Below are 22,731 nucleotides of genomic sequence, written 5' to 3'. Positions count from 1 at the left end.
ACGAGGAGTACGCGATGGCAAACCCCACACAGCCCCTGCTGCGTGAGGTCATCGACATCCCGGAAGAGCTCGATCAGAACGAGTACGTACTCAAACTTGTCGAGGCACTGGAGAACGAGGAGACCCTCGCCAAGCATCTCGCCGAGTACGTCATCACGGACCCCCTGGTCGAGCACTTCAACGAAGCGCTCACCCTCGTTCGGTCCGCGCTGTCGAGCGGCAGCTCCAAGGCTGCGTACCTGCACGGCTCCTTCGGTTCGGGTAAGTCCCACTTCATGATGGTGCTCAGCGCCCTCCTCGGTGTGCTCCCCGAGGGTGCCCGCATCGCACGCGGCATCGACGAGTTCGCGCCGCTGGTGCGTGATCACAGTTGGATGCATGAGAAGAATCTCCTGCTCCTGCCGTACCACATGCTGGATGCCAAATCGATCGAGCAGCGGGTCCTCGGTGGCTATGTGGAGCACATCAGGCGCCGCCATCCCGACGCGTCGATTCCGCAGGTCTACCGCACGGACGCGCTCTTCGAGAACATCCGGGAGCACCGGGCCCGGATGACCGACGAGGCCTTCATCGCCGGGCTTCCGAGCAGCCCGGCCGGCACGGAGGACGAGTGGGGCGACGACGGCGCCTTCTGGGACTCCGCCAAGCTGGACAGTGCGCTGGCCGCCGCGCAGGTCGACGTGAAGATCCTCAACGACACCGACGAGAACTGGATTCACCACCCCACCACCCCCGGTGGGCTGCGGGCCAAGCTCGTTTCCGATGCGCTCAGCTCCTGGTTCAAGGGGTTCTTCACCAACGCGACCGAGGACCGTCAGGCCTTCATCTCGCTCGACCGCGGCCTCTCCGTCATCGCCGGGCATGCCAAGTCTCTCGGCTACGACGGCTTGGTGCTCTTTCTCGACGAGCTCATCCTGTGGCTGGCGAGCCGGATCGTCGGCGACGAGGAATTCGTCGCCCAGGAAGCCGCCAAGATCACCAACTTCGTCGAGGGCAGCGACGTCCGTCGCCCCATTCCCGTGATCTCCTTCATCGCCCGCCAGCGCGATCTGCGCCACCTGGTCGGTGAAGAGGCGGTCGCCGGTGCGTCCGAGGTCACCATCCAGGACACCTTGTCCCTTGCCAACGACCGGTTCCGGATCATCTCGCTGCCGGACAGCGATCTGCCGGAGATCGCCCACAAGCGGCTGCTGCACCCGCGCGCGGACGTGCCCGACGCGAAGGCCCGGATCGACCAGGCCTTCGCCAATATCAAGCGCGTGCGGCCCGAGGTCTGGAACGCCCTCCTCGGCACGTCCACCGACATCACGGACGCCAACGAGGCCGCCTTCCGTAAGGCGTTCCCCTTCTCCCCTGCATTCATGGACACTCTGGTACGGGTCGCCGAGGCGCTGTCCCGCTCCCGCAGCGGTCTACGGCTCATGGGGCAGATGCTCTCCGACAACCGGGAGACGCTGCCGCTCGGCCAGCTGGTGCCGCTCGGCGATCTCTTCGAAGTACTCAATCGCGGCGGCGGCGACCCGTTCACCCAGCAGCTGCGGGCGCAGTTCCAGACCGCCCTGAAGCTGTACCGCAACAAGCTGCGGCCGCACCTGCTCACCACGTACGAGATCACCGACGACGACGTCGAGGCGTACCTCAAGCACCCCGAGAGCGTCGAGGGGCAGCTTGCCAAGAACGTCCAGTCGTTCATCGCGGACAACCGTCTGATGGGCACCCTGCTGCTCTCCGCTCTGGCGCCGAGCGTGCCGGCCTTCCAGAACCTCACCATCAAGCGGCTCACCGCGCTCAACCATGGTGTGATCACCGCGCCGGTGCCCGGTTTCGAGGCCAAGGCCGTCTCCAAGAAGGCCAAGGAGTGGGCCGACGCCATCGCCGAGATCGAGTACATCGACGGTCCCGACGCCGGTATCTCCCTCGAATTGGTCGACGTCGACTACGAGTCGATCGTCACCCGTGCAGCCAGCAACAACAACGGCCCCAACCGCCGCACGCTCCTCAAGCGCCTGCTGTGGGAGGAGCTGAACATCAGCCAGGGTCAGATGGACGACCAGCTGAATCTGGTATGGCGGGGCTCCAGGCGCTCCCTCGAAGTCGCCTTCGGGAACATCGCCGACCCCAACTCCCTCTCGGACGACCAGTTCTCGCCCCGCCAGGAAGGCAACTGGCGACTCGTCATCGACATGCCGTTCGACGACCTGTACGGGACCGCCGAGGACCGCGACCGGGTTGTGCGCCTCAGGGCGGCCTCGGACAACCCGGCGCGCACCGTGTGCTGGATCCCCGGGCACTTCACCCACGACCTGTACGCCAAGTTCCAGCGGCTCGTCATCATCGACTACGTCCTGAACGGCCAGCGCTTCGACAGCTTCGCGGCCCATCTGAGCCCGAACGACCGCGAACGCGCCAAGGGCACCCTGGAGAACCAGCACCGCCAACTGACCAAGACCGTCAAGGACGCGCTGAAGCAGGCGTACGGTCTTGCCCCCAAGGAGCCGTCGCAGGTCAGCGCCTACGACGACCATGTGATGCCGCTGCCCGACATGCCGCAGATCGTGCTCCAGTACAACCAGTCGCTGCACGACGCCGTGCGGTTGATCGCGGACCGGGCGCTCGCCCACCAGTTCCCGGCGCACCCCGACTTCGACCCGAAGCGTGAGCGGCTGTCGGTGAAGACCGGCGATGTGAAGACGGTCTTCGAATATCTCCGCAGGGCCGCCGACGCCGGCGAGGACATCGTCGACATCGAGCCGAGGCACCGGGAGATGATGGGCCGGATCGCGGGCCAGAAGGGGCTCAAGCTCGGCGTCATGCATGAGGCCCGCTTCGAGCTGGGCCGCCACTGGATCGAGCACTTCAATGTGAAGGCCGCCCAGAAGTACGCCGACAAGGACATTCCCGTACCCGCGCTGCTGAGCTGGATCGACGAGCCGTCTCCGTACGGTCTCGACGCTCCCCTGGCCAACCTGGTGCTCTGCGCGTACGCCGAGCGCACCGACCGGGTGTGGACTCCGCACGGTGGTGGGACGGTCGAGGTCGCGGACCCGACTGCGCTCAAGCCCGGCTATCTGCTGCGCGCCCAGGAGCGGCCGGACGAGGAGACCTGGAACGAGGCACTCGACCGGGCCGAGAACATTCTCGTCGTCCCAGTGACGACGCGGCTGCGCCGGGCCCGGCTGATCGCGGAGTTCGCCCGGCGGGTGCAGGCCAAGGCGAAGGCCGGAATGGAGAACTCGTACGAGCTGAGGACGGCGCTGGAGCTGCGCGCCGACGCGCTTGGTATCGACCTGGGCAACGACGAGGGCAGGCTCGGCACCGCGCGCCGGGCGCATGATCTGCTCCGCGATCTCGTCCAGGCCGAGGGGCCGCTCGCCGTCGTCCGCGCGCTCGCCTCTGCCGAAGTGGGGCCGGTCGCCGACCAGGCGCGGATGGCCACGTCGATCACCACGGCCAGGAAGGTCACCGAGGCTCTGAAGCTGGCCACCTGGGATGTCTTCGCCATGGCCGGCACGCTGCGCGAGCCGTACGCGACACAGGCCCGTACCATCTTCGATTCGCTGCACGGCGCCGCCCGCGCCGATGAGAACAGCGTCTCTCTGCCGCCTGCGCTGGCGAGAACCCGTAAGGAGATCACCGACCTCATCGGCCAGTCCAACGCCGCGCAGCCGGAGACCCGTCAGGGGGGCGGGACCGGTACAGGAAGCGGCACGACTGTACCTACGGACCTTGCCCCCCTGCCGGGACCGCTGCGTTTCCCGATGGGCGACGACGAGGGCGGCCCGCGGGGCGCTGCGGGCGAGGACTCCGAGACGGTTCACGGTGGCCGGTTCGAGACGGGGGCCGCCGGGGCGGCCGAGCAGCTGAGGGAAGAGCTGGCCGCGATCGCGAAGGACACTCCCGGGGCCCGTATCCGGGTGATCTGGCAGACGGTTGAGCAGCCGTGACCACGTCCAGCACCGCCGCACCTCACGAGGCCCGCTCCCCCCGGGGGCGGGCCCGCCCGGCGCACCCCGCCGCGATTGTGCAGCTCGTCCAGCGCCGTACGTTCTCCGCCGGAAAGCCCCGCGTGATGCTCATCCGTGCCGAACCGGTCTGGGAGGGGCCCGAGCGGCTGCCGCTCGACCGGGGGCGCACGGTCCGTATCGCGACTGCCGTCTCGCCGCTCGCGGTACTGGAAGCGGTGACAGGTCACCGGGAGTCGCAGGCCGGGTCCGACGAGCTGCTGGTCGTGCTGACGGACGCCGAGGAGGCGGAGCTGGGGTCGGGGCTGCTCGCCCGCGTGTACCAGAACCGCGTCTACCCCATAGAGCCGTGGTCCGTCGTCCGGCAGCTCTTCGGCGCCCGGGAGATCGATCCCCGGCTGACCGCCGAGGGGTGGGCGGCAGAGGCGCTCATCGATGCCGCGGGCCAGGGCGACTGGCCCAAGGTGCCGGGCGCCATGCTCTCCCGTGACACGGCCCTGGCCCGTCTGGCGGTGACCAGGCTGTCGACCTCGGCGCACCGTCTGAACGTCGACTCTCTCGACCTGCACGCGTTCCTTGCGTGGTCGCTCGCGCCCGGGGCTTCGGAGCGCCTGGCCGTGCTGGGCGGCCAGGAGCGCCGAGGGCTGACCAAGTGGCTCACCGATCCGGATCGTGCCGGGGAATCGGCGGGAGCACTGTCCGCGCTGTTCGCGCTGTTCGACGCCGGTCGGGGCACCGACACCGCACCGATGGGACTGGTGTGTTCCGCGCTGTGGGGGCCGGACGCTCCGTCCTCCGCGGACCGTGCACGGGGCCGTGCCGAGCAGGTGTTCAACGCCACCTGGCTCGACGACAGCGCCTTCGCCGTATTCGGCACGCAGACGCAGAGTTACGTACGAGCCCTCCTCCTCAGCAGGACTGCGGCTGTGGACTCCCCTGACGGAGCCGACCCGTATGCCGTACTGGACCGGGCCGAAACGCTGATCCGGCAGTTCGGCGCCGAGGAAGCGGCCGGCTCCAGCACCTTGCTGCCGTCGGGGCTTCAGGCGCGCTTCGGGGCTGTCGCCCAGGCACTGACGCGGTGTGTTCCCGCCGATGCCTCGAAACCGCCTTCCGAGCCGCGCATCCACGCGCTGGCCGATGCGGTGCGGCGACTCGACGACCATGTGCTGACAGGGTGGGGAAGCTCTCGCGATTCCGTCGTCCGCATCAGGATGGCGCAGCGCCTTGTCCAGTGGCTGGCCCAGGGAGAGGAAGCCTGTTTCGCCACGGCGGCGCAGGCTGTCAACCTGCATATCGGCGAGTACGGATGGGTCGATCTCGCAACCGGCCACATTCATGACGGCGACAGCGCCCACCCCGAACTCTCCAGCGCTTACTCCGCGTTGCACGCCGCGGTGCATGCGCGACGGCACGCCGTCGACGAGGCCTTCGCGGCGCGTCTGGCCGATGAGGTCGCGTCCGACTCCGAGCCCGCCGAAGCCCTGGTGGTCGAGTCGTTTGCCCGCAGGGTGCTCGCGCCCGTGGTCAAGGCGTCCAGGAACGGGGCCCATCCGCTGCTGTTTCTGCTGCTCGACGGAGCGAGCGCGGCCATAGCGGCCGATCTCGCCGAGCAGCTGCGGGCCCGTGCCTGGGTGGAGCACGACCCCGTCATCGATGTCCCCGGGCCGCCGCACCGCCGCGCCATGACGTCCGCGCTGCCCAGCCTCACCACGGTTTCCCGCGGGTCGCTGTTCGCCGGCGAACTCGTGGAGCTGGGTCAGGGCGAGGAGCGCAGCCGTTTTGTCGGCCACCAGTTCTGGAACGGCGCCGCGGTCCGGCTGTTCCACAAGGCCGGGCTGCGGGGCGAGGCCGGGACGCCGCTGGGCACGGAGCTCACCGAGGCCCTCGCCGACCCCGGCACCCATGTCGCGGTGGTGGTGAACACCATCGACGACCGGCTGCGGGAAGACCGGCCCGTGTCGAACTGGCAGCTCGACGAGCTGCTCGGCGTGGCGGAGCTGCTGGCTTCGGCGCGTATCAACGGGCGTGCCGTGGTGATCACTTCCGACCACGGGCACATCATCGACCGCGAGTCGGCCAAGGTGGCCGCGCCGGACGCACTGTCGGCCCGGCACCGTACGGGCTCCACCCCGACTAAGGCGGGCGAGGTCGCTCTCGCCGGGCGTCGGGTCGTCGCCCCTGGGCAGCGGATCGTGGCGCTGTGGGACAGCACGGCGCGCTACGGAAACCGGCAGGCCGGTTATCACGGTGGCGCGGCTCTGGCAGAGGTGGCCATCCCTGTGCTCGCGTTCGTCCCCCGGGGTGCCACCGCGCCGAAGGGCTGGCGTGAGCTGGGCCCCCAGCGGCCCCAGTGGTGGTCGCTCGAAGCGGACGGCTATGTCACGGCCCTCGCTGAGCGGCGACCGTCCGTCAAGGCAACGCCCGCAAAACGCCGTGCGTCCGCAGCGGTTCTGCGCCGTCAGGCCGAGCAGCTCGAAGCCGCCGAAATCGCTTCGGGGCAGGGCGCCCTGGTCCCCGTAACGGCTGTCGAGTCCCCGCCGTCGCCCGCCTCCGAAAGTTCCGTTGCGTCTCGTACGGATCAGCTGATCGAGTCTCTCCGGTCCTCCGACATCCTTCAGGCGCAGCTCAACGCATTGCCGCGCAAGGAGGATTTCGCCAGTATCGGCGCCGCGGTCCGTGCCCTGGTCGAGGCGCACGGGATTTTGCCTGTCTCGGCCGTGGCCGAGGAGGCCGGGAAGCGTCCGGCCCGTGCCGCCGGCTTCGCGGCCACCCTTCAGCGGGTGCTCAACTACGACCAGGTGGAGGTGCTGACGCTGGTGGACAGCGGGCGCTCGCTGAGGCTTGACCTGGAACAGCTCCGGCAGCAGTTCGGCCTGCGTGACACCCCGGGAACACCGAAGTGACGACGGACCTGAGCAGCCTCAGCCCCGCCCGCCGCAGCCAGCTGATCGATGCTCTGCGGCGCGGCGCGGTCCCCGAGTCCGGGCTCGGTCCGCTCGCCGTCGGGCTCGGGCGTTTCGAGGCGGCCGTCGATGCCGAACTCGACGCGGTGGCGGCGGGGGCCTCGGTCTTCAAGGCTGTACGGGGCGAGTACGGGTCCGGGAAGACCTTCTTCACCCGCTGGATCGGTGAGCGTGCCAAGCAGCGGAACTTCGCCGTGGCCGAAGTGCAGGTGTCCGAGAACGAGACCCCGTTGCACAAGCTGGAAACGGTGTACCGGCGGCTGACCGAACGGCTCGCCACATCCAGCTTTCCGCCCAGTGCTTTCCGCCCAGTGATCGATGCCTGGTTCTACGCGCTGGAGGAGGACGCTCTGGCCGCCGGTGCGGCGGACGGAGAAATCCCCTCTGCCGTTGGGGAGTTCATGGCGAGCAGGCTCACCGAAGTGTCCCGTACAGCCCCGATGTTCGCGGCCGCGCTGCGCGGCTATCACCGGGCGCAGGAATCGTCGGACACCGCGACAGCCGATTCCCTCGTCGCGTGGCTGGGCGGACAGCCTCATGTGGCGGCGACGGCCAGGCGCACCGCCGGGGTCCGCGGCGACCTCGATCATTTCGGCGCGCTGGGTTTCTTGCAGGGCTTGCTCACCGTGCTCAGGGACTCGGGCCACCCGGGGCTGCTGCTCGTACTGGACGAGGTGGAGACGCTGCAGCGGGTCCGCTCGGACGCCCGGGACAAAGCGCTCAACTCATTGCGGCAGTTGATCGACGAAGTCCACTCGGGGCGCTTCCCCGGGCTCTACTTGGTGATCACCGGTACGCCCGCCTTCTACGACGGCGCTCAAGGAGTCCAGCGGCTGGCCCCCTTGGCGCAGCGCCTCGCCACCGACTTCTCCACCGATGCCCGGTTCGACAACCCGCGCGCCGTGCAGGTGCGGCTTCCTGGATTCACGGTGGATGCCCTCACCGAACTCGGCACCCGCGTGCGGGACATCTACGCCTCCGGGGCCGGCGACGCACAGCGCCTCCATACGGTCGTGGACAACGGCTATGTGGGCGATCTCGCCCGAGCGGTGGCCGGCCGGCTCGGCGGCAAGGTGGGAGTCGCGCCACGTTTGTTCCTGAAGAAGCTGGTGAGCGATGTGCTGGACCGGGTGGACCAGTTCGATGACTTTGATCCCCGCGAGCACTACGCACTGACCGTTTCGCCGTCGGAGCTGAATGCGGTGGAGCGGAACGCGGCGGCACCGGCTCCCGAGTCGGCGGACGACATCGCCCTCGACCTGTGACACCGCCATGACACAATCCGCAGTGGACCGCCTCCATCCGATCGTTGTGCACCACGTCGTCAACACCCTGGGATGGCCGGATCTACGGCCCCTGCAGCAAGAAGCAATCGCCCCCTTGATGGACGGCTCGGACTCCGTACTGTTGGCCCCGACAGCCGGCGGAAAGACGGAAGCCGCGTGCTTCCCGCTGCTGTCCCGGATGGCGCGGGAGAACTGGACGGGCACCTCGATTCTCTACGTCTGCCCTCTCAAGGCGCTGCTGAACAACCTGCTCCCCCGGCTGGAGACGTACGCCTCCTGGCTGGGGCGCACGGCAGCGATCTGGCACGGCGACGTACCGCAAGCCCGCCGCAAGCGCATCCTGCGCGAGCGTCCGGACGTGTTGCTGACTACTCCGGAGTCCTTGGAAGCCATGCTGGTCAGCGTGAATGTCGACCACACGGCATTCTTTTCCGGGCTGCGCGCCATCGTGGTGGACGAGGTGCACGCCTTTGCCGGGGATGACCGGGGCTGGCACCTGCTCGCCGTACTGGAGCGGCTGGAGCGCGTCGCCGGACGACCGGTCCAACGGGTGGGGCTCTCGGCGACTGTCGGGAATCCGGAGCAGTTGCTGACCTGGCTGCAGGGGGCCCGTGGCGGCTCACGGGAACACGGCGCGCGCGTGGTCGCTCCCCATCTGCGTACCCAGGCGTCGGCGGATCGTGATCCTTCGGTGCCGAGCATTCCGGATGTGCCTCCGCCCGGGAACGTCCAGCTCGACTATGTAGGTTCGCTGGCCAACGCGGCCATAGTGATCGCGGCCCTGCACAGGGGTGAAAAGCGACTGGTTTTCTGCGAGTCGCGCAAACAGGTCGAAGAGCTGGGCGAGGCGCTGCGGGCGAAGGGCGTGGTCACGTTCCTGTCCCATGCGTCATTGTCAGTGGACGAGCGTCGGCGGGCGGAGGAAGCCTTCGCGGAGGCCCGTGACTGCGTGATCGTCTCTACCAGCACCCTGGAACTCGGTATCGACGTCGGGGACCTCGACCGAGTCATCCAAATCGACGCCCCCGGCACCGTGGCTTCGTTCCTGCAGCGCCTCGGGCGCACCGGACGGCGTTCTGGGTCGGTGCGCCATTGCTTGTTCCTGGCACTTGACGAGGCCGGTCTGTTGTCGGCCGCCGCACTTCTGCTGCTCTGGTCGCGCGGCTGGGTCGAACCGGTCGTCGCGCCGCCCGAGCCACGGCACATCGTCGCTCAGCAAGTGCTCGCGCTCTGCCTTCAGGAGCACCGGGTCGGGGACCGGCTGTGGCAGGAGTGGTGGGGCGGATTCGGACCGTTCGGCCCTTCCGCCGAGCCGCTCGTGCGCCATCTGATCGCCGAGGGCTACCTGGACCGGGACGGTGGACTGATGTTCATCGGACCCGAGGCCGAACGCCGCTTCGGCTACCGGCACTTCATGGATCTCACAGCCGTGTTCACCGCGGCCCCGGAGTTCACCGTTCTGTCGGGCCGTACCGAAATCGGCACGACGGACCCAGCTCTGCTCACCGAGAAAGTCGCCGGGCCACGGCGGCTGTTGCTCGCCGGCCGCAGCTGGCAGGTGACTTACATCGACTGGTCACGTCGTCGCTGTTTCGTCGAGCCGGTGGACGGGGGCGGAAAGGCCCGATGGGGTGGGGCCGGCCTGTCCCGCACCGCGTCCTACGCGCTGACCCGCGCGGCACGAGAGGTGCTCCTTGGTGAGACGCCTCCCGTCGGCCTCACCCGGCGTGCCAACAGCGCCCTCGATCAGGTGCGCGAGGAGGGGGCCGAGTTGGTGCATCCCGACGCCACGGTCCTCCTGCGGGGCGGGCGCGACACGAACGTGCGCTGGTGGACCTGGGCCGGATACAAGGCCAACGCCACACTGGCGGCCACACTCAGTTCGGTCGCCGACCCGTTACAGCGCCCTACGGACACGTACGTCCGGCTCCGTGAAAATCTCACGCTTCAGGAATGGACGCAGGCAAAGGCTGATGGTGCGGAGCAACTCTGCCTTCCTGCGGTGGATTCCCGCGCCCTGAACGGGCTGAAGTTCAGCGCGGCTCTTCCCCCACGCCTGGCCGAGGCGACACTCGCCGCCCGCCTGGCGGACCTCGGAGGAGCCGCGGCGGCGATTCGCGAACCCGTGAGGTTCACGGGTCACGTGTAACAACGGACTCCCCCGTTTGCCGAAAATGGTCCTGCATCATGCTCGGAGGGCGTCCCCGGGGCGGCCGCCAGGTGCGCTAGAGGCCGTTGTCGTGGTGGGTCTTCACCTTGGCGCGGAGACCGTGTGCACGGCGCCCCTTGTCGCGTACCTCTTCGTCGTGTTGGTCCACCCACTGGACCGACAGGCCGTCCGCGTGGTCGGGAGCGAAGACGCGCAGCCAGTCGAAGGCCGTCTTCTCCGCCTTGTCGTCGGCCGGTACGGGCTTCTTGGCCCGCCACCGTCATCCGGGTGTAGCCGTACAGCGTGCCCTCGGCGTCAACGACGGTGGTGATGTGCTCGCCGCCCAAGTCGCGGGTGGTGTCCTTCTCGTAGCGGACCACGGTCACGGGGCGGTCCTCGTGGCGTTCGTCGCGGATCTGGGCCGGGTGCCAGCCCTCGGGGATCGCCAGGCCCGCCCCGGCCAGGGCGTCCTTCGACTGCTTCGTGGCGGCCTTGGCCTTGTCGCTGTCCTTGGCTACCGGCTTCACGTTCTTCTCCTTCGGAGCGCTCTTGTACGTCGCGGTGGGCGCCGCGCCCGGGTCGCCGTCGTCGGCGGTGACCAATACCGCCGTGCCGAGCACGCAGGCTCCGCCAAGGGCCAGAGCCGCGGTGAGGATGCCGTATCGCATGGCTGATCGGTTCCCTTCCTTGTGGTGCGGGTACGGACGGGGGCGGGTCAGCGGCGTACGCGGTGGCCCAGGGCGGCCAGTACCGCGCCCGTCCCGAGCACGCCGGCGATCACCGCGAAGACGGTGGAGCAGTCCCCCGCCGCCGTCGCCAGCAGCGGGCCGACGCTGGCGCCGATGAACAGGGCGAAGGTGTAGAGGGCTACCGCGGCGCCGCGTGCCCCGGCTGCCTGCGCGCCGATCGCTTCCACCAGCGCGGGCGCCGTCACCGCGATGGCGAAGACGAAGACGAACAGCAGCGCGGCCAGCAGTACGACGTCGATGTCGCCGCCGCGTGACAGGAGCGCCGATGCGGCGCTGACCAGAGCGGCCAGCAGGAGGGCGGTCACCACCCGGTGTACGGCGGGCAGCCGGACCAGGAATGGGGTGACCAGCGGTACGAGCACCATGGCGGGCAGCGAGCCGGCGCGCAGCAGGAGCATCGTGTCCGGGTCGCCCGCGAGGTTGGCGGGGCCCGCCACCTGCAGGCCCGTGTAGACGGCTACGAAGCCGCACAGCAGTGTGACCGTCGTCAGCAGGAGGAGGACCAAGGAGGGCTTGGTGAGGAGTCTGCCCATGGCGCGGTAGGCGTCGAGGGAGGAGGTGGCGGCGGAGGTCCGGTCCGGGGCCAGGACGCCGCGCAGCAGCAGCGCGCCGCCGATCATCGCCGCCGCGCAGATCACGAACACCGTGCGCCAGCCGGCGGCGTCGGCCACCGACTGCGCGTACACCTGGCCCAGCACGCCCGCGGCGAGGAACGAACTCGTCAGCCAGGTCATGGCTGCCACGCGCCGGGCGGGCTCGATGCGCTCGGCGATGTACGCGAAGGCGGGTGGCGCGAAGGTGGCCGCGCTCAGTCCTTGTACGACGCGGATGGTGCAGCCCACCGCCAAGTTGGGCGCGGCGGCCACGGCCGCCGTCGTGAGCGCGGTGAGGAGTAGGCCGAGGATCATCAGGTTTCGGCGGCCCAAGCGGTCCGACAGTGGGCCCCAGAAGAGGAATCCGGCGGCGTATCCGACGACGAAGGCTGTTGTCGTCCAGCCTGCGGCGGCCGCCGTCGTGGACCACGAGTCGGCGAGCAGGCCGAGTACCGGAAGCACTGTGTAGAGCTGGCCGACGATCAGGACGCCCACCGCGCACAGGGCCGGCACAGTCCTGAGGAAGGAGGCCGACTCGGGTGCGGCTTCAGGTGTTTCGGGTGGTCTGGTCTCGCTCGGCGGCTTCGTCGCAAAGGGCATGGCGGCCATGGAACCAACCAACTAGTTGGATGTCAATGCTGGCCAACTGGTTGGTTGGTACTGTTGGGGTCATGGCACGAGACACCGCAGTGACTAAGCAGAAGCTCTTGGCGGCTGCCCGCGAGGAATTCGCCGCCCTGGGCGTGGCCGGGGCCCGGGTCGACCGCATCGCCAAGCTCGCCGGGGTCAACAAGGAGCGGGTTTACGGGCACTTCGGCAGCAAGGACGGTCTGTTCGCTGCCACCGTCGGCGCCGCGATGGACGAGCTCACCGAAGCCGTGGGCAAACCCGGCGACGACGTCGCGGAGTGGGTCGGCTCGGTGTACGACTTCCACCGCGAGCGGCCCGAGCTGCTGCGGCTGCTGCTGTGGGAGGCACTGCACCAGCGCGAGCCGGCGACCTCCGGCGAGCAGGACCGCGCCGAGGGCTACTCGCTGAAGGTGGACGCGCTGGCCGAGCGGCTGGGTATCGAGTCGGGGCTGGAAGCCGCCGTGATGCTGCTGTCGCTCATCGGCCTGGCCGCCTGGCCGAGCGCCGTACCGCAGCTTTCCCGCCTCATCGTCGGATCACGGATGGGGGACGGGGACGGGGACTTGGGGTCAGTTGTCCGCGAGTGCGTGGTGGAGCTGGCCGGGCAGGTGGCGGGTGGCCGTTCTCCGGAGGAGAAGGAAGGCGGTCGGCTGTCAGGCCCGTAGGAACGTGAGCACCGCCAGTACCCTGCGGTGCGTTTCGTCTGCCGGGGGCAGGTCCAGCTTGGCGAGAATGTTGCCGATGTGTTTGCCCACCGCCGCCTCCGACACGACCAGTTGGCGGGCGACCGCCGTGTTCGACTTGCCCTCCGCCACCAGCGCCAGCACCTCCCGTTCGCGCGGCGTCAGGCGCTCCAGGGGGTCGCGGCGGCGGCGCAGGAGCTGGCGTACCACCTCGGGGTCGACGACCGTACCGCCCGCTGCGACCTCCTGGAGCGCCGTCTGGAACTCCTCGACCTGGCCGACCCGGTCCTTGAGCAGGTAGCCGATGCCCGTGCCGTCGCCGGAGTCCAGGAGCTCCGACGCGTAGGTGCGCTGGACGTACTGGCTGAGGACGAGGACCGGGAGGGAAGGCTGTGCCTTGCGGAGTTCTACCGCCGCTCGGAGGCCCTCGTCCTGGAAGCCGGGAGGCATACGGACGTCCGTGACCACGATGTCCGGGGCGTGTTCGGCCACGGCGGTCAGGAGGGCCTCCGCGTCGCCCACCGCCGCCGCCACCTCGTGGCCGAAGCGGGCCAGCAGAGCCATCAGCCCTTCCCTGAGCAGCACGCTGTCCTCGGCCAGGACTACGCGCAGTGATCGATCGGCTCGCACGGGATCTCCACACGCAACAGAGTTGGGCCACCAGGTGGGCTGGACAGTGCGAGTCTGCCATCCAGCACTGACACCCGGTCAGCGAGGCCGGTCAGGCCGCTGCCGTTCTCCGCGTCCGCTCCGCCCCTTCCGTCGTCGCGTATTTCGACGACGAGCCGGCCGTCGGCGTGCCGGCCGCTCACCTCGGCGCGCCGCGCCCCGCTGTGCTTCCCGACGTTCGCCAGTGCCTCGCAGACCACGAAGTACGCCGCCGCCTCGACGGCTTCGGGCAGCCGCTCCGGCAGGTCGAGCGTCACGTCTACGGGGACCACCGACCGGTCGGCCGCGTCGGCCACGGCCGCCGCGACGCCGAAGTCGGCGAGCACCTTGGGGTGGATGCCCTGGATCAGTTCGCGCAGTTCGGCCAGCGCCTTGCCCGCCTCGTCGTGCGCCTTGGCGAGCTGGTCGGCGAGTGGCCCGGGGGGCGCGTCGAGTCGGGCCAGGCCCAGGGCCATGGTGAGGGCGACGATGCGCTGCTGGGCGCCGTCGTGGAGGTCGCGTTCGATGCGGCGGCGCTCCGCCTCGAAGGCGTCGACCAACCGGGCCCGCGAGCGTACGAGTTCGGTGACCCTCGCTCCCAGGTTCGGCTCCAGTGGGGCGATCAGGAGCCGGGTCAGCTCCGCCCGCGCCACGGCCGCGATGCCGAGCACATAACCGCACACGGTGAACATGAGGAGACCGACGACGGCGGTGGCGATCGCCTCCGGCATCGAGGTCGCCGTCCACATCTTCAGTACGCGCGCCTCCTCGCCGTCCCCGACCGTCATCATCAGCACCGGAGTCACCAGCAGGCCCAGCGGCACAGCCAGCACCGTGCCCACCACGATCAGGTCCAGCGGCCACAGCACCGTCGCGAACACCAGCGCGTAGCCGAGCTCCCGCCAGGTCGCCTGCTCCCAGAACCGGGTCCGCGCCCAGGCCAGCAGCCCGGGCTCCGCCGGAACCTGATGCGGTGTCGGAGCGGGGCGGTTGTCGACCAACCGCAGCCGCAGCCGCTCCGTCGCGGCCACCGGCACCCCGGAGAGCGCCAGCAGGGCCAGGAGCGGCAGGCCTATCAGCACGACGGCCAGTACCGTGCCGACCGTCGCCCCTACGACGATCGTCACCAGCGCCGCGATGCCGACCGGCGCGCTGCTGAGCAGGTAGCCGGCCGACCGCCAGGGCCAGGACGACAGCAGGTAGCCGGGCCGGGCCAGGGCCTGCCACACGTTGATTGGGCGCATGGCTTCACCGTAGGAGTGGATCTTCGCCCGGACCATCCCCCCAGAGGTAGGGCAGGGGTATGGCCTGCCCTACCTCCGCAGAGCCCCGTCAGGTGGTGATCGTGGCCGGGTCGCTCACGCCCGGCGCTCCCGTTTCCACGTGCCCGGCGAAGCGGCGCAGGAAGGTGCTGTTCGTGTCGGAGACCACGGACACGTCGTACCAGCGCTTGGTGGCGCGCAGGTCCACCGTGTGCGTCACCGTGGCGCCCGCGCGCACCGTGAACGTCTGCCGCTGGCCGCCGTAGGCGTTGCTGACGGTGAGGTTGGCGGTGGTGGTGCCCGGGTTGGTCAGGGTCAGATCGAGGTTTCCGGTGCTCGCGTTGTGGCGGGCCGTCGCCTCGGGGCCCGCGGTCTTGGCGGGGCTGCGGAAGGTGCGCAGGAAGCCGTTCGGGCCGTGGACCGTGAGGTCGTGCGTGCCCTTGGAATACGCCGAGTTCCAGGTGTCCGTGATCTTCTTGCCCGCCTCGGCGGTGTACGTCCACGGCGCGTCGGTGCGGTTCGCCGACGTGACGTAGAACTGCGCGCCCGCCGCCGCGCCCGGGCTGAAGGTGAGGGCGATACGGCCGTCGGCCGCGTTCAGGGCGCCGTCCACGTACGGGGCGTACGGCAGCGCACGCGCCGGGCGCGCGCCCGGCTCCTGCTTGGGCAGGCTGCCCACCGCCGGCGGCGTGGGCCGGTAGTCCGGGTGGCGCTCGTGGTCCGGCGGCTCGTACGCGGCCGTGTCGGGCAGCGCGGCGGGCTCCGGGTCCGACGTACCGAAGTCGAAAGCCGACGTCAGGTCGCCGCAGATCGCGCGCCGCCACGGGGAGATGTTGGGCTCGTTCACGCCGAAGCGGCGCTCCATGAAGCGGATGATCGAGGTGTGGTCGAAGACCTCGGAGCAGACGTAACCGCCCTTGCTCCAGGGCGAGACGACGAGCATCGGTACGCGCGGGCCGAGCCCGTAGTTGCCCGCCGCGTACGACGTGCCGCCCGCGTACTGCTCGGTGGAGGTGTCGACGGTGGACTTGCCCTGCGCGGCGGAGGCCGGCGGGTACGGCGGCACGACGTGGTCGAAGAAGCCGTCGTTCTCGTCGTACGTGATGAACAGGGCCGTCCTGCTCCACACCTGCGGATTGGACGTCAGCGCGTCCAGCACCTGCGCGATGTACCAGGCGCCGTAGTTCGAGGGGAAGTTGGAGTGCTCGGTGAAGGCTTCCGGGGCGGCGATCCAGGAGATCTGCGGGAGGTTGCCCGCCTGGACGTCGGCCTTGAGGTCGTCGAAGTAGCCGTCGCCGTTCTTGACGCTGGTGCCGGTGCGGGCCTTGTCGTAGAGCGGGTCGCCGGGCTTGGCGTTGCGGTACTGGTTGAAGTAGAGGAGCGAGTTGTCGCCGTAGTTGCCCCGGTAGGCGTCGTTTATCCAGCCCCAGTGGCCGGCGGCGTCCAGGCCGTCGCCGGTGTCCTGGTAGATCTTCCAGGAGACCCCGGCCTTCTCCAGCCGCTCGGGGTACGTCGTCCAGCCGTATCCCTGCTCCTCGTTGCCGAGGACCGGGCCGCCGCCGGTGCCGTCGTTGCCCGTGTACCCCGTCCACATGTAGTAGCGGTTCGGGTCGGTGGCTCCGATGAACGAGCAGTGGTACGCGTCGCACACCGTGAACTTGTCGGCGAGCGCGTAGTGGAAGGGGATGTCCTCCCGCGTGAGATACGCCATCGTCGTCGGCGTCTTCGCGGGCACCCACTGGTCGTACTTGCCCTTGTTGATCGCCTTGTGGCCGCCCGCCCAGTCGTGGTTGAGGCCCTGGAGGAACTGCATGCCCAGGTCGTCGGCCGTCGGGTGGAACGGCAGCGTCACCTTCTTGTTGCCGTCCGCCTGGTGCCAGACCGACTTTCCGCTCGGCAGCGTCACCGGGCGCGGGTCTCCGAAGCCCCGTACGCCCTTCATCGCGCCGAAGTAGTGGTCGAATGAACGATTCTCCTGCATCAGTACGACGATGTGGTCGACGTCCTGGATCGTGCCGGCGACGCGGTTGGCCGGGATGGCGGCGGCGCGGTCGATGCTGCCCGACAGGGCGGCGAAGCCCGCGGTCGCGCCGGCGATCTGGAGGAAGCGGCGCCTATTGAGTTCTGGCATGAGTGTGGGGCCTCTTGGAGTGTGAGGAGACAGAAGCAATCAGAATGTTCCAAGAGGACCGAGTGGAAGGGAAGGGCGCGTGCCGTCCCGGTGAAATGTCGCGGTATAGGTCGCCAACGCGGGTGCGCGAGACGGCGATCGTCGGTCAGGCGGACGTGCGCTTCCTCGGGGTGGCCTTTTTGGCGGTGGTCTTCTTCGCCCCGGACGGCTGCTTCTCGGTCGCTGAAGCCGCCTTCTTCGCCGCGGTGCTCTTCTTCGCGGTGGCCGTCTTCTTCGCCGCCGGCTTGGACTTCTTCGCGTGCGCGGAAGACGCCGCCGCCGTCTTGCGACCGGCCATCGACGTGACCTCGGCCTCTTCCCCCTCCGCCTCGCCGCGCGACTCCTTCGCCGCCCGCACGCTCTTCTCCAGCGCCGCCATCAGGTCGATCACCTGGCCGCCACCGCCGGCCGGCGGCCGCTCCACGAGCTCACCGCCGGAGGCCTTCGCGGCGATCATCTCCTCGACCGCCTCGCGGTAGTCGTCGTGCAGCGATTCGAGGTCTACGTCGCCCAGGGTGTTCATCAGCGCGTCCGCCAGGTCGAGTTCGGTGTCGCGCACCGTCACCTTCGTCTCCGGTGCGACGCCCTCCGGCTCACGTACCTCGTCGGGCCAGAGCAGACCGTGCATGACGATGACGTCGTCCACCACCCGCAGCATCCCGAGCCGCTCGCGCCCCCGCAGCGCGAACTTCGCCACGGCCACCTTGTCGCTGCGCTTGAGTGCCTCGCGCAGCAGGACGTACGGCTTGGCCGCGGGCACGCCGTTCGCGGACAGGTAGTACGCCGAGTCCATCTGGAGGGGGTCGATCTCGGACGCCGGCACGAAGGTGACGATCTCGATCGTCTTGGCCGTCGGCAGCGGGAGTGCGGCCAGGTCTTCGTCGGTGATCGGCATGATTCCGCCGCCCGGCTCCTCGTACCCCTTGCCGATCTCGGACGCCGGGATCTCCTCGCCGTCGAGTTCGCAGACCTTCCGGTAGCGGATGCGTCCGCCGTCGGCGGTGTGGATCTGGCGGAACGAGACCGAGTGGTGCTCGGTGGCGTTCACCAGCTTGATCGGGATGCTGACCAGGCCGAAGGAGATGGCACCGTTCCAGATGGGTCGCACGTTTCGCCCCCTTAGGCGTCTCTCATCACATATCCATGGGATTCTCATCGTATGTCGCCTATCACAGAGGTAGAGGGGCGGCGCCTGGCGCTCAGCAATCTGGACAAGGTCCTCTATCCCGCCACCGGGACCACCAAGGCCGAGGTGCTGCACTACTACGCCACGATCGCGGACGCGTTCCTCCCACACCTTTACGACCGGCCCATCTCCTTCCTGCGCTATCCGGACGGGCCGGGCGGGCAGCTGTTCTTCACCAAGAATCCGCCGCAAAGTACGCCCGACTGGGTGCGGACGGTGGAGGTGGAGCGCTCGGAGGGCGAGATGGCGCGCCAGGTCCTCATCCAGGACCTGCCGACGCTGATCTGGGCGGCGAACCTGGTGGTGGAGTTCCATACGCCGCAGTGGCTGGCCCCGGATCCCGGCATTGCGGACCGGCTGGTCATCGACCTCGACCCCGGGCCGCCGGCGGGCGTCGCGGAGTGCTGCGAGGTCGCGCTGTGGCTGCGGGAGCGCCTGGCGGCGGACGGTATCAAGGCGTACGCGAAGACCTCGGGGTCCAAGGGGATGCATCTGTGCGCGGCGCTGGAGCCGACGCCGTCGGAGGACGTCTCGGCGTACGCGAAAGGGCTCGCGGTCCAGGCGCAGCAGGCGCTCGGGGAGCTGGTCGTGCACCGGATGACGCGGGCGCTGCGACCGGGGAAGGTCTTTGTCGACTTCAGCCAGAACGCCGCCGCGAAGACGACTGCCGCGCCGTACACGCTCCGGGCCAGGGAGGAGCCGACCGTGTCGGCGCCGGTGACCTGGGAGGAGGTCGAGGAGGGGCGGGCGGAGCCCGGGCGGCTGGTCTTCCGGGCGGCGGACATCGGCGTACGGCTGGAGCGGTACGGCGACCTGCTCGGCCCGCTGCTCGATCCGGGCCGGGCCGGGCCGCTGCCCCGGGCGTGATCGGCCATGGTCACGCTGCCCCGGATCGAGCCCATGCTCGCGACACCGGGCACGCTGCCGCCGGCGCGGGAGCAGGGGCGGTGGGCGTTCGAGAGCAAGCACGACGGTCAGCGGGCTGTTGTCTATCTGCCGGGTGACGGCTCACTGATGCTGCGGGCCAGATCCGGTGCGGACATCACGCCCGCCTACCCCGAGCTGCTGCCGCTGGGCACCGCCCTCAGCGCGGGGGTTCCGGCCGTACTGGACGGCGAGATCGTCGCGCTCGACGACGACGGCCGTCCGGACTTCGAGCGTCTGCAGGCCCGGATGGGGCTGTCCGGATCGCCTGCGAAGGCCGCCCGCCTGGCGCCGGACGTACCGGCCCATCTGATGCTGTTCGACGCCCTGCACCTGCGGGGCCGCAGCCTCATCAGGCTGCCGTACCGCGAGCGCCGGCGGGAGCTGGAGAGCCTCGGTCTGCGGGGATCGCACTGGTCGACGCCCGGCGTGATCGTCGGGCACGGTGAGGAGGCGCTCCGCGCGACCAAGGAGGGGGGCCTGGAGGGCGTGGTCTGCAAGCGGCTCGACTCCGTGTACACACCGGGGGTGCGATCCCGCGACTGGATCAAGATCCGCAACGTCCGGACGGTGGACGCGATCGTCGGTGGCTGGGTACCCGGCCGGGGCCGCCTCTCCGGGCTTCCGGGAGCGCTGCTCCTTGGCGAGTACGAGGGTGGGGTCCTGCGGTTCATCGGGAGCGTGGGGACGGGGTGGAACGACCGCGAACGGGCGCTGCTCGCCGAGCTGTTGCGCGTAGCCGCCGTCGACGAGTGCCCGTTCGCCGAGGCGCCGCCCGTCGCGGGGGCGCGGTGGGTGCTGCCGCGCCTGGTCGGCGAAGTCGCGTACAACACCCGGACGAAGGCGGGGCTCCTGCGCCAGCCGTCGTGGCACCGGCTGCGCCCCGACCTGGCCCCGCCGGAGGGTGCGTGAGTCCTGCCCCGGCCCGGTTGGTGCAGACTCGGCAACAAGCGATCGCGTACGGACGGACGGGACCACCTAATGATCATCTTTGGCAGCAAGAGCTACCTCTACCAACTGGCCATACTCACACTGGTGTGCGGAAGCTGCGGGAATCCGGCGGCGCACACGCTCAGGAAGCGCGTAGCCAAGTTCACGCTGTTCTTCGTTCCGCTGTTCCCGTACTCCACGAAGTACACGACCCAGTGCACCTTCTGCGGCGCCGAGCAGAAGGTGACCCAGGAGCAGGCGCAGCAGCTCCAGGCGCAGGAGCAGGCCGACGGCGGTTACGGGCAGGCGCACCAGCAGCAGCCGGGGCAGAATCCGTACCAGCGCTGAGCCGCCGGTCGTGAAGTAAATAAAGCCACTCCGCAGAGAGGGAGCCTTGAGCGCGCACCGCACCGCCCGAGCGGCACTGCTGCTGACCGCCGCCGCGGCAGCAGTGGCAGCCGCGTTGTCCGGCTGCGCCGACGCGGGGGAGCTCGAAAGCGCCGGACCCACGCCCACCGCCGTCGGACCCACCCGCCTGTGGCCGGAGCGGCCGGCCGCCACGGTCCCTCCGATGGACTACGGCGAGGGCGAGACGGAGACGGTTCGCGGGATCAAGGTGCCGGGTGACGATGTGCGCAGGGTGAGGCCGGTGGCCGTCGCCCAGGCGGAGCAGGCGGCGCATCCCGACGCTCTCAGCGGGCCTGACGGGAGGTACGAGCAGACGGTCAGGCAGCTCCGGGAGTGCGACACGCGACCGAAGTCCTGCCCGGTACTCAAGGCGTACTACCGCGACCTCACCGGCGACGGCAAAGCCGAGCTGATCCTCGGCGTCTCCATGCCCAGGGGCCAGCTCGCGGTGCGCTGCTACCTGGCCGAGAAGGGCCGGCTGACCCGCATCATGGGCACCAGCGACGCCGTGATCGGGGTCTCGCTGGCGGGCCGGGACCTCATCATCCGGGCGCCTTCGAACCTGCCGGGGTACGAGTACAGGACGGCCTGGTCCTGGGACGGCCACCAGCACGCCATGCTGCCCACCCGCGACGAGATCCTGCGGGTGCACAAGGACGGAGGCGACCCGCTGCCGTCCCACACCCACTCACACACGACCCCCACGCCGACCCCGACAGCCACTCCGCACCCCGCAGCCACCCCCACGACACCCCTCAACGGGCCGGGCGGTCGCCCATGAGACCTCGTCTGCCCGCCTGGACCGGGCGCCTCACCTGGAAGGCCGCGGCCTTCATCACCGTGATGTGCTGCGCGCTCGCAGCGCTGCTCGGCGCACTCGTGCACGTCTCCGTGACGCACCAGACGCTCAACCAGGCCCGCGAGAAGGCGCTCACCAGGCTGGAGGAGGCGACACGGGCGTACGAAGCCGGCGATCCGCTGCCGCCGGACACCGGCCTCGACCCGGACGGACTGCCCGCCCAGCTGCGCGAGCTCGCCCTCTCCGGCCGGCACGGCACGCTCGTCAGCGAGCACGACGGCCGCCCCACCATGTGGGCGGCGGCCCCGGCCGGCCGGCGCGCCATGGCCGCCGAGATCGACTACACCCAGGGCGTCAGTACGATCATGGGCCTGGACCGGGCCATCGTCGGCTCGTCCTTCCTCGCCATCTCCGCGACGCTGCTCGTCGGCGTCTTCGCCGTCACCCGCGTGACGCGCCGCCTGCACCAGACCGCCTCGGTGGCGCGCCGGATCAGCGCGGGTGACCTCGACGCCCGTGTCAACGACCCGCGTACGAAGGCCTCTTCGCGCCCGCAGGACGAGGTGGCCACGGTCGCCGGCGCGCTGGACGCGATGGCCTCCACCCTCCAGGGCAAGCTGCAGAGCGAGCAGCGTTTCACCGCCGATGTGGCCCACGAACTGCGCACCCCGCTGACCGGTCTGCACGCGGCGGCGGAGCTGCTGCCACCCGGCCGGCCGACCCAGCTCGTACAGGACCGGGTGCGCGCGATGCGGCTGCTGACCGAGGACCTGCTGGAGATCTCCCGGCTCGACGCGGGCAGTGAGCAGATCAGCCTCGATGTGCACCGGATCGGGCCACTGGCGGAGCGCGTGGCGCGCGGGCCGGGGACGCCGACCGAGTTCCGGATCGTACGGGATGCCTGCGTCGAGACCGACCGGCGGCGGCTGGAGCGCGTGCTGGGCAACCTGATCGGCAACGCGCACCAGCACGGCCGCGAGCCGGTCGAACTGACCGTGGACGGACCCGTGGTGACCGTGCGCGATCACGGCGATGGCTTCCCCGCATACCTGGTGGAGCACGGCCCGCAGCGCTTCAGGACGGAGCCGCGCGCCGGCGGCAAGGGGCACGGTCTCGGCCTGACGATCGCCGTGGGGCAGGCGGAGGCCATCGGCGCCGAACTGACCTTCGCGAACGCGCCGGACGGCGGGGCGGTGGCGACGCTGAAGCTGCCGGAGGTCCCGGAGGCCCCGTAGCCGGCCAGCGGCACCGCGCACGCAGAGTGACAGTTTGCGATCAGTAGGTGTCGAAATTAGTGTGAATCGCGCGAGTCGGGGACCGGTTCGTTACGGACCGGAGTCCCCCGCCGCCCTTCGCCGCGGCGAAGGCCTCTCACTTGTCAGGAGC

The 22,731-nt window shown here is 69.8% G+C and carries 16 protein-coding genes; 10 read left to right on the top strand and 6 right to left on the bottom strand.

Going from position 1 to position 22,731, the window contains the following annotated elements; all coding sequences use genetic code 11:
* Positions 1 to 14 precede the first annotated feature (14 nt).
* The 4 genes from J7E89_RS10735 to J7E89_RS10720 are packed head-to-tail and all read left to right on the top strand — an operon-like array spanning position 15 to position 10,363.
* A complete protein-coding gene (locus J7E89_RS10735) occupies positions 15 to 3,944 on the top strand; it encodes a DUF6079 family protein (RefSeq protein WP_214971885.1) in 3,930 nt (1,309 codons plus the stop codon).
* Entirely contained in the window at positions 3,941 to 6,868 is a 2,928-nt protein-coding gene (pglZ, locus tag J7E89_RS10730) for a BREX-2 system phosphatase PglZ (protein ID WP_214971882.1), read from the top strand. Before J7E89_RS10735 ends, pglZ begins: the two co-directional genes overlap by 4 nt.
* A complete protein-coding gene (brxD, locus tag J7E89_RS10725; RefSeq protein ID WP_214971874.1) occupies positions 6,865 to 8,193 on the top strand; it encodes a BREX system ATP-binding protein BrxD in 1,329 nt (442 codons plus the stop codon). The genes pglZ and brxD overlap by 4 nt, the downstream gene beginning before the upstream one ends.
* Positions 8,194 to 8,200: 7 nt before the next feature.
* Positions 8,201 to 10,363 (top strand): DEAD/DEAH box helicase, encoded by a 2,163-nt coding sequence (locus J7E89_RS10720; protein WP_214971871.1) that lies wholly within the window; start codon positions 8,201 to 8,203, stop codon positions 10,361 to 10,363.
* Here the strand turns inward: J7E89_RS10720 and J7E89_RS10715 are convergent.
* Complete coding sequence (locus J7E89_RS10715) at positions 10,354 to 11,031, bottom strand: hypothetical protein (RefSeq protein ID WP_214971861.1); 678 nt, start codon at positions 11,029 to 11,031, stop codon at positions 10,354 to 10,356. The genes J7E89_RS10720 and J7E89_RS10715 overlap by 10 nt on opposite strands.
* 47 nt (positions 11,032 to 11,078) lie before the next feature.
* On the bottom strand, positions 11,079 to 12,305 hold the full coding sequence (locus tag J7E89_RS10710) for an MFS transporter (protein ID WP_214971858.1): 1,227 nt from the start codon (positions 12,303 to 12,305) through the stop codon (positions 11,079 to 11,081).
* Between the two features lie 71 nt (positions 12,306 to 12,376).
* On the opposite strand from J7E89_RS10710, the gene J7E89_RS10705 reads away from it, so the two are divergent.
* Complete coding sequence (locus tag J7E89_RS10705) at positions 12,377 to 13,000, top strand: TetR/AcrR family transcriptional regulator (protein ID WP_214971855.1); 624 nt, start codon at positions 12,377 to 12,379, stop codon at positions 12,998 to 13,000.
* Here the strand turns inward: J7E89_RS10705 and J7E89_RS10700 are convergent.
* The 4 genes from J7E89_RS10700 to J7E89_RS10685 form a co-directional block, all read right to left on the bottom strand.
* A complete protein-coding gene (locus tag J7E89_RS10700) occupies positions 12,989 to 13,582 on the bottom strand; it encodes a response regulator transcription factor (protein ID WP_251060375.1) in 594 nt (197 codons plus the stop codon). The two genes, J7E89_RS10705 and J7E89_RS10700, sit on opposite strands and share 12 nt — an antisense overlap.
* Before the next feature lie 38 nt (positions 13,583 to 13,620).
* The gene (locus J7E89_RS10695) at positions 13,621 to 14,910 is read right to left on the bottom strand and encodes a sensor histidine kinase (protein WP_214971849.1); all 1,290 of its coding nucleotides are present in this window, start codon (positions 14,908 to 14,910) and stop codon (positions 13,621 to 13,623) included.
* An 88-nt stretch (positions 14,911 to 14,998) separates the two neighbouring features.
* Entirely contained in the window at positions 14,999 to 17,059 is a 2,061-nt protein-coding gene (locus J7E89_RS10690) for a phosphocholine-specific phospholipase C (RefSeq protein WP_214971840.1), read from the bottom strand.
* A gap of 145 nt (positions 17,060 to 17,204) precedes the next feature.
* Positions 17,205 to 18,206 (bottom strand): Ku protein, encoded by a 1,002-nt coding sequence (locus J7E89_RS10685; protein ID WP_214971837.1) that lies wholly within the window; start codon positions 18,204 to 18,206, stop codon positions 17,205 to 17,207.
* Positions 18,207 to 18,257: 51 nt separating this feature from the next.
* Here J7E89_RS10685 and ligD point away from each other — a divergent pair, with 51 nt between their 5' ends.
* The 5 genes from ligD to J7E89_RS10660 all read left to right on the top strand — a co-directional run bounded on the left by ligD (position 18,258) and on the right by J7E89_RS10660 (position 22,580).
* Positions 18,258 to 19,151, top strand: a complete 894-nt coding sequence (gene ligD, locus J7E89_RS10680; RefSeq protein WP_214971834.1) for a non-homologous end-joining DNA ligase — start codon at positions 18,258 to 18,260, stop codon at positions 19,149 to 19,151.
* A 6-nt stretch (positions 19,152 to 19,157) separates the two neighbouring features.
* On the top strand, positions 19,158 to 20,120 hold the full coding sequence (locus tag J7E89_RS10675) for an RNA ligase family protein (RefSeq protein ID WP_214971831.1): 963 nt from the start codon (positions 19,158 to 19,160) through the stop codon (positions 20,118 to 20,120).
* Between the two features lie 69 nt (positions 20,121 to 20,189).
* A complete protein-coding gene (locus J7E89_RS10670; protein WP_214971827.1) occupies positions 20,190 to 20,486 on the top strand; it encodes a zinc-ribbon domain-containing protein in 297 nt (98 codons plus the stop codon).
* A gap of 46 nt (positions 20,487 to 20,532) precedes the next feature.
* On the top strand, positions 20,533 to 21,327 hold the full coding sequence (locus J7E89_RS10665; RefSeq protein WP_251060362.1) for a hypothetical protein: 795 nt from the start codon (positions 20,533 to 20,535) through the stop codon (positions 21,325 to 21,327).
* Positions 21,324 to 22,580: a HAMP domain-containing sensor histidine kinase gene (locus tag J7E89_RS10660; RefSeq protein WP_214971824.1), complete on the top strand. Its 1,257-nt coding sequence runs from the start codon at positions 21,324 to 21,326 to the stop codon at positions 22,578 to 22,580. The genes J7E89_RS10665 and J7E89_RS10660 overlap by 4 nt, the downstream gene beginning before the upstream one ends.
* Positions 22,581 to 22,731: the final 151 nt, after the last annotated feature.

The organism is Streptomyces sp. ISL-100 (assembly GCF_018614615.1).
Classification (GTDB): Bacteria; Actinomycetota; Actinomycetes; order Streptomycetales; family Streptomycetaceae; genus Streptomyces.
This window is presented reverse-complemented; position numbering and strand designations above follow the sequence as displayed.